A 12,794-nucleotide genomic window follows, 5' to 3' on the forward strand; every position below is an offset into this window, starting at 1 on the left:
AATAAATGTCTGTCAATAAGCCGAGAGGAAACACACAACGTCCGAAAGCAGAGGAAACTGCGGAGTCCCGCATTCGCTTTTCTTTTGACTGGGAGCAAATTTTTTCGAGTCCCAAAGGCACATTGGCCTGGGGTACATTCTTTATATTACTTGGGATATTTCTTGAAATCGCATTCATTTCCTACCTCGTCACCGGTATTTCAGACCAGAGTGTGATCGACGGTCTGGGTCAGCAGTCGGTTCGCGACGCGGGCAGGCAAACGCGCAATTTCTTCGGTGTGCTGGGTGCGGTAATCTCCCATTTCTTTGTTTACAGATGGTTCGGCGTAGGCGCGCTGCTATTGCCGCTGGTCCCTATTGTTGCCGGCTGGAAAATGGCTTTCGACAAAGAGATCATCCCGCTGAACAGAACTACCAAGGAAGTAATCTTTTTTACATTGTGGATCAGTGCGCTGATGGGTTACATTATCCTGATGAGCAACTCCGAAAGTACCATGAGCTTCGTTTCGGGTGGTATTGGTTACATTATCAATGTCACGCTTTTTGACTGGCTCAAATGGGGAAGTATCATTCCGATCATATTCGCATTGTTCGTTTTTGCTGTATTCTTTTACGACGCCAGGTCAGCTTATGATGCGTGGCAGGCAAAAAATGCGAAGCCGGAAGTTACTCCCGAACTCAATGGAACTGCGGCTGCGGAAGCTCCTCAGCCAAAAGTTGCAGAGCCGGTCAGTACCTACGCATCGGTATTAAATGATACCTATGATGATGAACTTCCTGCAACCAACGGTCAGGAAAAGCCTGAAAAGGCTGGTTTGATATTGGAGGTGGAGGAAGAAACGCCGGTAGCTGCTCCTGTCCTGCCCGTTATTCCGATAGCTCCCGTGGTTCCTGTTATTACAGCCCCGGTCGACGCGAAACTGGAACTGGAAGTGGAAGATACCACGCACATAGCTGTTCAGGAAACGGAGGAATTTGAGGATGAGGATGTAAACGCTTCGATCCTGCGCGAGTTCGGCCAATATGACCCGATGCTGGATCTGCCTTCCTATCAATTTCCAAGGGTTGATTTATTGAATGAAGTATTTGAAAATCACCACGAAAAAGTAAGTCAGGAAGAACTTGAAAGTAACAAAACCAAGATCGTCGACACACTTGGAAGTTATGGGATCAATATTTCCAAGATCAAAGCCACGATCGGGCCGACTGTTACTTTATATGAAATTATCCCGGAAGCGGGTGTCAGGATTTCCAAGATCAAAAACCTGGAAGGAGATATTGCATTAAGTCTTGCGGCGCTGGGGATCAGGATCATCGCGCCGATGCCCGGGCGTGGTACCATTGGTATTGAGGTACCAAATAAGAATAGGGAAACCGTTTTTGCTCGCTCCGTTCTATCTAATGAGCGTTTCCTGAAATCAAATTATGACCTGCCTATTGTTCTTGGAAAAACCATTTCCAACGAAATCCATATTGTAGACCTTGCCAAAATGCCCCACTTGCTTATGGCAGGAGCTACCGGACAGGGTAAGTCAGTAGGATTGAACGTGATCCTGGCTTCGCTGATCTACAAAAAGCACCCAGCTGAGCTGAAATTTGTACTGGTCGACCCGAAAAAGGTGGAACTTACGCTTTTCAACAAACTGGAAAGACACTTCCTGGCCAAGCTTCCCAATGCAGAAGAGGCGATCATTACCGATACCAAAAAGGTGATTTTTACATTGAATTCCCTTTGTATCGAAATGGATTCCCGCTACGATCTCTTGAAGGAAGCTGCGGTGCGGAACCTGAAAGAATACAATGCGAAATTTGCCCAGAGAAGACTTAATCCCGAAAAAGGCCACCGCTTCCTTCCATATATTGTACTTGTAATCGATGAGTTGGCGGATTTAATGATGACAGCCGGCAAGGAAGTCGAAACGCCGATCGCACGTTTGGCGCAGCTCGCGCGGGCTGTTGGTATTCACTTGGTTGTGGCTACGCAGCGGCCTTCCGTGAAAGTGATTACCGGTTTGATCAAAGCCAACTTCCCGGCCCGTTTATCTTTCCGCGTTACTTCCAGCATTGATTCACGTACCATTCTGGATATGGGCGGCGCGGAGCAGCTAGTCGGTCAGGGAGATATGCTCCTGGCGATCAACTCGGAGGTGATCCGCCTGCAATGTCCGTTTATTGATACCCGTGAAATCGAGGATGTCTGCGAATTTATCGGCAGTCAGCGCGGCTATGATGAAGCGTATGCATTGCCGGAATATGAAGGGGAAGATGCCGCAGAAGGAAAAGCAGACCTTAACCCGGACGATTTTGACGCATTGTTGCCCGACGCAGCCCGCCTGATCGTAACCCACCAGCAGGGAAGTACTTCGCTGATCCAGCGCAAAATGAAGCTTGGATACAACCGCGCCGGTCGTATTATGGACCAGCTGGAAGTGCTCGGTGTAGTGGGGCCTTTCACAGGAAGCAAAGCGAGGGACGTGATGTTCCACGACCTGAGCGGCCTGGAAGAACACCTTCGGGTAATGGGCGTCCACTAGCATTCATCTCTTGCAAAGCACAATCTGTTGACATACCGGATCTCGCGTTAAACCATCCTTTTCGGCGATGGTCTAAATTTTGTAATATCTCCTAATCAAGCATTTTAATTTTTACTCACTAGAAACCTCGTTATGAAAAATCTGAAAATGAATGCATTCCTGCTTGCTGTACTCTTTGTTTTTCTCGGCGGCAGTGCATTTGCTCAGGGCGACAAAAAGTCATCGGCGATCCTGGAAGCGATGAGCAATAAGTACCAGAAGATCAAATCCTTCAAAGCAGCATTTACTTATCTTCCGGAAGGCGGCAAACCGCTGAAAGGTGAGGCTACCGTGAAAGGAACGAAGTTCAGGCTGAAAATGGCGGGTCAGGAGATCTTCAACGACGGTAAATTAATGGCCACTTATATTAAAGAAACAAACGAAGTCAACTTGCAGGATTTCGATCCGACTGCCGGCGGCGACCTTGACCCGACAAGAATTTATTCAGCCTATAAAAAAGGTTTTAAATACGCATTCCTGAAAGAGAAAAAGGAAGGCGCCAAAGTACTGGAAGTGGTGGAGCTTACTTCTACCAACAAAAGCAGTCAGGTAGATAAGGTGCAGATTGAGGTTAATAAGGCTGATAAGTCTATCAATAGCTGGAAAATATTTCAGAAAAACGGGCAGGAAGTATTGTACAAAGTGGATCAGTTTCAGCCTGACGTGACAGTAGCAGACACTTATTTCACATTCAATGCGAAGCAATATCCGGGAGTTGAAGTAGTTGATCTTCGGTAAAATTCAGGGTACCTGAAAAGCACAAAAAGGCGGGATCGATCAGATCCCGCCTTTTTTATTTAGCGTGTATTCGCATGACTATCAGATCAGCTTTTAACTGCCTGGTGCAAATCCCTGTATTTCTTGATCAGGTTGTGCGATTCCAATAATTCCGCTTTCTGGTTGGCGATGATCTGTCTGATGTCCACAGGCAGGTCGGCATCGGTGGCCAATGCATCGTCGTAAGCTTCCTGCGCCGCATCTTCACCATATTCGCAGCTTTCCAGGACGGAAGTTCTGTCGTGGCCGGTGAAAGTTGCTTTAATATCCATCCAAACCCTGTATATCTTGCCTGAATTCGTAGTGCCCGTTTCAATTTCACCACCGAGGTTACGTACTTCCGCACTTAGCTCATTGATATTCTGGCGGCTCTCATTTGCCATTTTTTGAAATATACCTTTCAGGTCGACGTCAATATCTTCTACTTCATTGATCGCTCTTTCGTATCCTTCAATTCTATCATTATTAATTTTAATCAGGTCGTTGAGAACCTCAACAAGATTTTCATTGGTTTCCATAACTTATGTTTTTTAGTGTTGATAAATTTTTGTTTTGACTTTCGACCCACCTAAAAATGCTGTGCCATTTCAGGTTTAGGCGCTAAGCGCATTGGAATTTTTTGTTTGGGAAAGGCTTAAATGAATCAGTGCCAGCAGGTCAGTTCAAGGCTTTCGGGTTACCAAGCAGCATTTTTACCCGCTGCTCAGACGTTGAAAACTGGTTTATTTCCTCCACTTCCTTGTCCGCATATTTCCTGATCTTGTCTTGCTCGTAAGCCCGGAAAATCGCGGGGTGCACGTAATATTTTTTGCATACTGCCCTGGTATTTCCCAAATGGGCTGCCACCACATCCAGGCAGGTATTCAGTGTGCGCGTCAGCTGGCGCTGCGACGGTGCCTTTTCCTGCGTACTCAGGTATTCGAAGGCAGTAACAGTTCCCATCCAGGTCCTGAAATCTTTGGCGGAAAAATGAGAGCCGGTGTGTTCCCGGATATAATCGTTCACCTGCGCCGCAGACAGCGCACATTTGCCGCCGGCTTCATTTGTATATTGAAAAAGCCGCTTCCCGGGCATTTCTTTATATAGTTTCACCAGCCGCGCAAGCTGCGTATCCCGCAGGGTAATATCCTGTTTTACACCCTTTTTACCCTTAAATACAAACCGGATCCGGCTGCCGGTAACTGTCGCGCATTTTGAGTCAAGTGTGGTAATGCCCGAAGAACCATGCTTTAATTTATACCGCTGATTCCCGACCCGGATACAGGTTTTGTCCATCAGTTTTACGACCAAGGCAATCGACTTATTCAGGTCAAAATCGCGTTTTCTCAGATCGTGTTCCACCTGTTCACGCAGTTTTGGCAAAGCTTCCGAAAAGGTTAATAACCGAAAGTATTTGGCCTGGTTGCGGATCAGGTTCCATTGCGGGTGGTACCGGTATTGCTTTCTGCCAGCGTCGTCAGTTCCGGTTGCCTGCAAATGCGCGTCCGGGTCGCTGCTGATCCAAACATCCTTCCAGGCAGGCGGCAGCACAAGCGATCTGATACGTTTGATTGCTTCCTTATCTTTTACCCGGTTCCCTTTTTGATCTGTATAGTAAAAGCGCGGAGACTTACCTTTCCTCAGGTATCCCGGCGCAAAGCCAGACTTGATATAATTGAGTCCCACGGCCGCGGCTGTCAGCGCCGGATCCTTCCTTAACTTCTTAAATTGCCTGGCTGATATTTCAGGTACTTGTGTGAGCGTCCCGATTGCGACTGGTTGCATTTCATTTCCGTTAAATTTCGGTTGTTATTACCAAATTAGTACCAGTTGAAAACGGGAAACCGCGACGCGGGAAAATGCCACTTATGAAAGCATTCAGCGGCTCGGTACTAAACAAAAATCCTCAGCCCGAATCTTTTCAGATTGACCTGAGGAAGTATATACTCAGTTTTAAAAATTAGCGCAGCTTGATCAGACGGGAAAGTAAACCTGGAATACCGAACCTTTGTCAGGCTCGGAAGAGGCGGTCAGAAAACCTTTATGGTTTTCCATAATCTTCTTGCAGATAGCAAGCCCGATTCCGCTTCCGGGATATTTGTGGGCAGGATGCAGTCTCTGGAAAACGTCGAATATCCTTTCCTTATATTCTTCGCTGAACCCAATGCCGTTATCGGCAAAAGAGATCCGGCAATACCTTGTGTTACCCACCGATTTTTCGTGACTAATATCCTCTCCACTCACTTCGTCGACAGTAATATTGATCTCAGGGTGAATATGCGGGGCGGTAAACTTGATACCATTGCTGATCAGGTTGATAAACAACTGACGAACCTGGAAAGGGATCACAGCCAGCTCGGGCAGCTTGTCGGCATGAACTACTGCTTTTTTCTCCTCGATAACCGTACTCAGTTCCTGTAATACTTCCGATAAAATATTGTTCAGATCCACTTTTTCATACACCTTTTCCATATTTCCAGTCTTGGAATAGGAGAGGATATCTTCGATCAGCAACTGCATTTTTTCGGCAGCAAACCGCATCCGTTCCACAGAATCCTTTACCTGCGCAGAAAGATCTGGATCTTCGCGGTCAAGGACCTTAGAAGCAAATATCTGGATTTTGCGAAGCGGCTCTTTCAAATCGTGGGTGCTGATCCAGTTAAGGTTGGCCAGTTCTTTGTTAGCACTTTTCAGCTCTTCGTTCAGTATCCTGTTTTTATCTTCCTGCGTGCGGATCAGACGAAGATTGACGTGTTTTTGCAAAGAAAAAGAGAAGTTTGCGGCTGCATTGATCTCAGATTTGCGCCAGGTTTCGCTCAGATCTTTTACCTCCTCCGCCCACAGTTCGAAAGACTTACGTGGAGAAAGTCTGTCCCCTGCTTCATTGGGCAGTACAGCCTTGTGCGGATTGCCAGCCCATTTGATCGTCTCGATTTTTTCACTGCGCAGCCACAATATGCCAGCATGCGAACCGGATGGAATCGCGTGATAAATAATCCCTGCCGCGTATCTGGAAAGTGATTTTCCTTCCGGGTAAATGCCGAGCAAGTGCTCGGTGTGAATGCCGTGAGAATTATAATTCGCTGCCAGGTGCTCCAACAGCGGGATCAGCTCCTCGTCGGCTGGTACCTGCCCGTTTTTATAGAGTTTTCCATTGTAATAAATAACTACGCCGGTCGCATTGGCCATTTTCAAAACCGATGGAGCCTGGTGAAAAGCCTCGATGAAATCGTCGTGATCGTGCAGTAAAGTCAGGGATTCGCTGAGCGCCTTATCCACTTCCTGAGTTACCTCAAACTCTTCCGCCACTTCTCTTACAGCGATCTGCGAGGTCAGGAAATGGCCTTGAAGTAAAGCTGAAAGTCGGGTATAATGCGGGAGTATTTTAGGCGAATAATGGTGGCAGGCGATCAGTCCCCACAATTTCTGATTTTGCAAAAGGGAAATGGTAAGCGTTGCGGCTACTCCCATATTCATCAGATATTCAATATGTATGGGCGAAACACTCCTTAATATCGACAGGCTCAGATCAAGCGATTTGTTGCTTTTCCCGGCTGCGTCGTCGAGTGTCAGCAGCGGTACTGGCTTGTAGCTCACGTCCGCGATCATCCGCAGCGGGCTGCGGATATACAGCTCGCGCGCCTGTACCGGAATATCGGTATGCGGGTATTTTTGACCTTCAAAAGAAGCCACGTCTTTATTCCGGCTTTCTGCAATCACTTCCCCGTTATAGTTTGCGTCGAATTTGTAAACCATAACCCGGTCGTAGCCCGTGATTTCGCGCGTTTCATTCACGATCTCCTGACAAAGCTCTTTCATATAGGTCGCTTTTTCCATAATGGAAACAAACTTCCTGGTCTGGTTATACAGGTTTGGGAGATTTAAAGTCCCGTCGGGAAAAGGCTCGAATTCAAGTATTATCGTCTCTCCGCTCTGATGCACCGTTGTGTTGTACAATTCCTCTTTCATGGAGAACACATACGGTTTTGCAGTGTCAATAACGGCCGCACTAACGTATTCAACAAATCCGCTGGCCTCTTCTTCCGTGAAGATTTCGGCCAGGGTTTTTCCCAAAATGACTTCCGGGGTAAGACCAATATAATCAGCTGAGTTTTCGCTGCTGAATTCGATCTTCGAGTTGTTTTTATTTATGCCGAGGAGGAAACCGTGTGGCTGTATGCTGCCAGGAATGTGGATAGGTTCGCTTTCACAGTTCGTCAGGTTAACAATATCCCGGTTTACAATATTCTTAATGTTCATTTCGACACGTTCATTTCGGCTAACTATTTCTGCCGCTTAGCCAATTATCAATAACTGTAAATGTTTGTTTGGCACTATCAATAATGCCGGGCTGGTCATTACTGTTATCTGCAAATTGGGTAAACACGGAAATGAAGGATTTCCATAAAATCCCGGTTTGGGTACCGTAGCCCCAAAAATACGCTGCGCCGGTTTCTGGCGTCAAGCCGAGCTTTTCGTGAATATGCTTGAATATAATCTTGCCGCCCAATGTGGAACCTTCCAGTACATACATAATGCCCATTGCTTCTGATACACCGTCAAATTCGAATTGGTGCAGCGGCAATGCGGCTGTATCCTGTGCTGGCATGCCGGTAGCTTCCAGATCTTTTATAATCAAATGTGATTTGTGTCTCTCGCCCAAATCCGGCACAATATCCGTCAGGAGAGGGAAGATCTGCTTTTCACAAGCAAGTATAACACCGTAGATTTTGGACAGATACAACTGATAGTTGGCCAGGGTCACATCCGGATCAAGTAATGCTCTTGATATTGGATTATCTTCTAAATTCTGGTGGCTTTCGGCCGTTACGTTTCTAAGCGTTTTAATAAAAGAATCCTGATCTTTTACAGAAACAGTTACTTCATTCATAAGAATGCATTTTCAAACCTGACAAAGTTAATTGGTAATCAAAAATTGTTCCATGGGAGCAGCTTCGTCTTTGATCAGACTTTGGAAGAGGCACTTATGAAGTACATTAACAAGCCCCGAAAAGCTGGTTGGTTTCTGGATATACAGGTTCGCGCCACCTTTATATGCGGATTCCCACAGATATTGCGCGACGGAAGTGGAAAGAACAACAATAGGTGTTTTTTCAAATCCCGGGGTCGCCCTGATCTCTTCCAGACATTCCAGCCCATTTTTTACCGGCATATTCATGTCCAGGAAAATGAGGTCCGGATTAATGCTGTCTTTGACGATCGTGTCCATCAGCTCCATGCCATTTGCCGCCGTGAATAATTGCGATTCAAATGAAACCTGTTCCAGTGCTTCGCGAAACAAAAAGGTATCATCATCATCATCGTCAGCGAGCAGGATACGAAAATGTTTATCGTGTTTCATTCTTATTTGCGGGTGGGGCCGCTCTGCTTGTAGGTTATTTTGAACAGATAGTAGGTTGAAGGCTCTCCTGCCAGTGAATGGCCGAAACGCAAAAATAATATTTTCTTTTCCAAATAAACGCTTCAAAACCCTTTTTCCTGATTTGCAGTTGGCATGCTTTTTTAAAAATAGTAAACCAGCATCACAAAAAAATGAAAATGATTATGAAAAAGATAACAATAGGTTCTTTGGCACTTGCCGCTATGATGGCATTTTCTGCGTGTAATAGCAATAAAACAGAAGATACCAAGGACGTTGCAGAAGAACAAAATGAGCAGAAACTGGACGACACCACGCTCGAAGATGATTCGGAATTCGCAGTGGCAGCAGCCGACGGTGGCATGATGGAAGTGAAGCTGGGCGAGCTGGCTAAAACTGCCGCAGTGAATGCTGAGGTGAAGAAATTCGGTGAACAAATGGTGACCGACCACGGAAAAGCAAACGACGAGCTGAAAGCTTTGGCGCAGCAAAAAAACATCACATTGCCTATGGCATTGAGCGATGACAAGCAAAAGAAATATGATGATCTGGCAGCGAAAAAAGGCGCTGACTTCGATAAAGCGTATATCTCTTTTATGGTGGATGATCACAAAGAAGATATCAGCGAGTTTGAAGAAGCGGCCAAAGACGCGAAAGATCCTGATGTAAAATCATGGGCGGCAGGCAAGGTCCCTGCATTGAAACACCATCTTGAAATGGCGCAAAAAATCAAAGACGCTCAGAAATAAGCTGATTTATAGCAAAGCAGTCAGCCGGGTCCATAAAGGATCCGGCTTTTTTTATTTAAAAATCACTTATTTAACAGGAAGTAATATTGAATACTAATTTTGGTACATCCGAAACCCTACTAAATCGAGGAAACGTTTGATAAATACTTTTTAATAACCTTATTTTGTCTATCTATTTAATAGAGTATTATGTTTTCTACCTATCCCAACCATTTCTTGCTGCCTTTCAGGTACTTATTGATTGCTGTTCTCACGTTTGCCGGCTTACAGGCCGCAGCTCAAACCAACTCTAAGCCGAATATCATCTTCATTTTCTCCGACGACCACGCCTATCAGGCGATCAGTGCGTATGGAAATAAGCTTGTTCAAACCCCCAATATTGACCGTATTGCCAAAGAAGGCGCGCTGCTCACTAATAATATTGTAACAAATTCCATCTGCGGACCAAGCCGGGCCACTTTGCTGACTGGTAAATACAGCCATATGAATGGATACAAGCGTAATGATAATACGCGTTTCAATACCAACCAGACGCTGCTTTCAGAGACTTTGAGAAACAGCGGATATCAGACCGCCTGGATCGGAAAAATGCATTTGAATAGCCTACCGGCAGGATTTGACTATTGGAACGTGTTGCCCGGGCAGGGGAGCTACTATAATCCCGACTTTATTGGCCAGCCGAATGATACCACCAAATACACCGGCTATGTGTCCAATGTAATCACGCAGCTCTCGACCGAGTGGCTTGACAAACGGGATAATTCGAAACCTTTTTTCCTGATCGTTGGGCATAAAGCTACCCACCGCGAGTGGCTTCCCGACTTGCAGGACCTGGGTGCTTACGATAAAATTGATTTTCCTGTCCCTGCGAATTTTTATGATGAATATAAAGGAAGAGCAGCTGCATTAAATCAGGATATGTCCATTGAAAAGACGATGCGCCTTAAACAGGATCTGAAAATAGATTTGGATTATGAAAAAGACTGGACTTACAAACGTTTTAATCCAGAACAAAAAAAGGTATTCAAGGCGTATTACGACAAGATCACAAAGGAGTTTCATGAAAAAAAATTGACGGGAAAAGCACTGACCGAGTGGAAATACCAGCGTTATCTCAAAGACTATTACGCAGTGGCCAAGTCGCTCGACAGGAATATCGGTACCCTGCTGGACTATCTGGATAAAAGTGGTTTAGCTAAAAATACGGTAGTTATTTACGCATCCGATCAGGGTTTCTATCTGGGCGAGCACGGCTGGTTTGACAAGCGCTTTATTTACGAAGAATCGCTAAAAACGCCTTTTGTGATCCGTTACCCAGGTGTGATCAAGCCAGGAACGAGAACGGAAGATCTGACCATGAATATAGACTGGGCGCCTACCGTGCTTAATATCGCTGGTGCGAAAATACCGGCAGATATGCAGGGGAAATCCTTCCTGCCCCTTTTGAAGGAAACGCGCACAGCGCAGGTTCCCTGGCGGAAAGAAGCCTATTATCACTACTATGAATTTCCGGACCCGCACCATGTTTACCCGCATTTTGGCTTGCGCACCAATCGCTATAAACTGGCGTATTTCTATGGAGGAGCCGATTCATGGGAGCTTTTCGACCTGCAAAAAGATCCGACGGAAGTCAACAATATATATGGTACCAAAGGAGCAGAAGCGATTTCAGCAGATTTGAAGGCAAAACTGAAAGTGCTGATGAATGAATATAAGGATGAAGAAGCGCTGAAAATCCTGGCTTCGGCCAAAAAGTAATTTAACATGGAGCGAAACCGATATGACGCGATTGTAGTTGGCACCGGCCCGAATGGCCTGGCTGCGGGTATTACTTTACAGCGTCAGGGCCTTTCGGTTCTGATCGTAGAAGGAAAAGATACGGTTGGCGGAGGAATGCGGTCGGCGGAGCTGACACTGCCTGGATATCTCCATGATATTTGCTCGGCGATCCACCCGATGGCATTGATGTCTCCGTTTTTTCAGAGTGTTCCTTTGCAGGATTTCGGAGTGGAATTTATCCAGCCAACTTACGCAGCCGCACACGCATTCGACGACGGATCGGCTGCATTATTACACCAGTCACTCGAAAAAACCGCTCGCGGCCTGGGTACGGACGAGCAGGCTTATCTTGACTTTATGGGCCCGCTTCTGGAAGATATGCCCAGGCTGTTACCAGGTTTGCTGGGGCCATTTACTTTTCCCGAACATCCTGTTGCATTGGCTAAGTTTGGATTAAAAGCATTGCCGCCCGCTACGTGGTCTGTGAACCGGTTCAAGACCAAAGAGGCGCGGGGATTGTGGGCGGGAATGGCGGCGCACTCGATTCAACCGCTTGAAAATGTAGCGACGTCTGCATTTGGTATCATGCTGGCTGCTGCGGCGCACTTATACGGCTGGCCGGTGCCGAAGGGGGGAAGTCAGTCGCTCGCCAATGCGCTTTCCGATTATTTCATTTCGCTGGGCGGAGAAGTACGAACAGGGTTTTTGGTCAATAATCTGAAAGAGCTGCCTGAATCGAAAGTGATCTTAATGGATGTGACGCCAAAACAGCTCGCCCGCATTGCCGCAGACGAACTTAGCGCCTCCTACCGCGGTCGCCTCAACAGCTATCGTTACGGATCCGGCGTTTTCAAAGTGGACTGGGCATTGGACGAGCCGATACCGTTTACTTCCGAGGTTTGCAAAGGAGCAGGGACGGTACATTTAGGTAATACATTTGAGGATATTGCGCGATACGAAAGCGGCATTTCAAAGCATATTGAGTCTGACAAACCATTCATTTTGCTGGCTCAGCAAAGTGCGTTCGACCCTACGCGGGCACCGGAAGGCAAGCACACCGCCTGGGCATATTGCCACGTTCCAAACGGCTCTACCCGCGATATGACCGCAGCTATCGAAAATCAGATCGAGCTGGTCGCGCCCGGTTTTAAAGATTTGATTAAAGAAAAACACATAATGGGGCCGGCGCAGATCGAAGCTTACAATCCGAATTATATTGGTGGCGATATCAATGGCGGCGTACAGGATATATTTCAGTTGTATTCGCGGCCGGTACTGAGCGTTTCACCGTACCGCACTTCCGCTTCCAACATATATATATGTTCGTCCTCCACACCTCCGGGAGGCGGTGTGCACGGGATGTGCGGCTACCATGCTGCGAGCCAGGCTTTGAAGGATATATTTAAGATTCAGATACCGTTTTAAGGATTAGTTTTTAGTTAAATATGAGATTTTTGAAAAGTGAACTTCCGGTAAAATGTGCATTGACAGCGGCTCTTGCGGTAGTTGCATTGGGCTGTGGGAATAAGCAAACTGCGGAAGAGCGGAAAGCAGACA

Annotated in this window: 10 protein-coding genes; 5 read left to right on the forward strand and 5 right to left on the reverse strand. The window is 46.5% G+C overall.

What is annotated here, in order from left to right; genetic code table 11:
- Positions 1 to 5: 5 nt before the first annotated feature.
- Entirely contained in the window at positions 6 to 2,534 is a 2,529-nt protein-coding gene (locus KOD92_RS14915) for an FtsK/SpoIIIE family DNA translocase (RefSeq protein WP_215234382.1), read from the forward strand.
- Positions 2,535 to 2,666: 132 nt separating this feature from the next.
- Positions 2,667 to 3,311 carry a LolA family protein gene (locus KOD92_RS14920; protein WP_229254683.1) on the forward strand — a complete coding sequence of 215 codons (645 nt, stop codon included), beginning with the start codon at positions 2,667 to 2,669 and terminating at the stop codon, positions 3,309 to 3,311.
- Between the two features lie 86 nt (positions 3,312 to 3,397).
- Here KOD92_RS14920 and KOD92_RS14925 read toward each other — a convergent pair whose 3' ends face one another.
- The 5 genes from KOD92_RS14925 to KOD92_RS14945 all read right to left on the reverse strand — a co-directional run bounded on the left by KOD92_RS14925 (position 3,398) and on the right by KOD92_RS14945 (position 8,691).
- Positions 3,398 to 3,868, reverse strand: a complete 471-nt coding sequence (locus KOD92_RS14925; RefSeq protein ID WP_215234383.1) for a ferritin-like domain-containing protein — start codon at positions 3,866 to 3,868, stop codon at positions 3,398 to 3,400.
- Between the two features lie 139 nt (positions 3,869 to 4,007).
- Positions 4,008 to 5,114: a DNA topoisomerase IB gene (locus tag KOD92_RS14930; protein WP_215234384.1), complete on the reverse strand. Its 1,107-nt coding sequence runs from the start codon at positions 5,112 to 5,114 to the stop codon at positions 4,008 to 4,010.
- A 189-nt stretch (positions 5,115 to 5,303) separates the two neighbouring features.
- Entirely contained in the window at positions 5,304 to 7,589 is a 2,286-nt protein-coding gene (locus KOD92_RS14935) for an ATP-binding protein (RefSeq protein ID WP_215234385.1), read from the reverse strand.
- 19 nt (positions 7,590 to 7,608) lie between these two features.
- Positions 7,609 to 8,220 (reverse strand): biliverdin-producing heme oxygenase, encoded by a 612-nt coding sequence (locus tag KOD92_RS14940; RefSeq protein ID WP_215234386.1) that lies wholly within the window; start codon positions 8,218 to 8,220, stop codon positions 7,609 to 7,611.
- Positions 8,221 to 8,247: 27 nt separating this feature from the next.
- Positions 8,248 to 8,691, reverse strand: a complete 444-nt coding sequence (locus KOD92_RS14945) for a response regulator (protein WP_215234387.1) — start codon at positions 8,689 to 8,691, stop codon at positions 8,248 to 8,250.
- Positions 8,692 to 8,894: 203 nt separating this feature from the next.
- On the opposite strand from KOD92_RS14945, the gene KOD92_RS14950 reads away from it, so the two are divergent.
- From KOD92_RS14950 to KOD92_RS14960, 3 genes are all read left to right on the forward strand, one after another.
- Complete coding sequence (locus KOD92_RS14950; RefSeq protein WP_215234388.1) at positions 8,895 to 9,458, forward strand: DUF4142 domain-containing protein; 564 nt, start codon at positions 8,895 to 8,897, stop codon at positions 9,456 to 9,458.
- A 189-nt stretch (positions 9,459 to 9,647) separates the two neighbouring features.
- Positions 9,648 to 11,216 carry a sulfatase family protein gene (locus tag KOD92_RS14955; RefSeq protein ID WP_215234389.1) on the forward strand — a complete coding sequence of 523 codons (1,569 nt, stop codon included), beginning with the start codon at positions 9,648 to 9,650 and terminating at the stop codon, positions 11,214 to 11,216.
- Positions 11,217 to 11,222: 6 nt separating this feature from the next.
- Positions 11,223 to 12,662: a phytoene desaturase family protein gene (locus KOD92_RS14960; RefSeq protein ID WP_215234390.1), complete on the forward strand. Its 1,440-nt coding sequence runs from the start codon at positions 11,223 to 11,225 to the stop codon at positions 12,660 to 12,662.
- Positions 12,663 to 12,794: the final 132 nt, after the last annotated feature.

The organism is Dyadobacter linearis (genome assembly GCF_907165045.1).
In the GTDB taxonomy this organism is placed as follows: domain Bacteria; phylum Bacteroidota; class Bacteroidia; order Cytophagales; family Spirosomataceae; genus Dyadobacter; species Dyadobacter linearis.

What these genes read in the sequence shown, in the direction of transcription:
- KOD92_RS14915 (WP_215234382.1), top strand. Translation starts at nt 6, where the DNA reads ATGTCTGTCAATAAGCCGAGAGGAAACACACAACGTCCGAAAGCAGAG.
- KOD92_RS14920 (WP_229254683.1), top strand. Translation starts at nt 2,667, where the DNA reads ATGAAAAATCTGAAAATGAATGCATTCCTGCTTGCTGTACTCTTTGTT.
- KOD92_RS14925 (WP_215234383.1), bottom strand. Translation starts at nt 3,868, where the DNA reads ATGGAAACCAATGAAAATCTTGTTGAGGTTCTCAACGACCTGATTAAA.
- KOD92_RS14930 (WP_215234384.1), bottom strand. Translation starts at nt 5,114, where the DNA reads ATGCAACCAGTCGCAATCGGGACGCTCACACAAGTACCTGAAATATCA.
- KOD92_RS14935 (WP_215234385.1), bottom strand. Translation starts at nt 7,589, where the DNA reads ATGAACATTAAGAATATTGTAAACCGGGATATTGTTAACCTGACGAAC.
- KOD92_RS14940 (WP_215234386.1), bottom strand. Translation starts at nt 8,220, where the DNA reads ATGAATGAAGTAACTGTTTCTGTAAAAGATCAGGATTCTTTTATTAAA.
- KOD92_RS14945 (WP_215234387.1), bottom strand. Translation starts at nt 8,691, where the DNA reads ATGAAACACGATAAACATTTTCGTATCCTGCTCGCTGACGATGATGAT.
- KOD92_RS14950 (WP_215234388.1), top strand. Translation starts at nt 8,895, where the DNA reads ATGAAAAAGATAACAATAGGTTCTTTGGCACTTGCCGCTATGATGGCA.
- KOD92_RS14955 (WP_215234389.1), top strand. Translation starts at nt 9,648, where the DNA reads ATGTTTTCTACCTATCCCAACCATTTCTTGCTGCCTTTCAGGTACTTA.
- KOD92_RS14960 (WP_215234390.1), top strand. Translation starts at nt 11,223, where the DNA reads ATGGAGCGAAACCGATATGACGCGATTGTAGTTGGCACCGGCCCGAAT.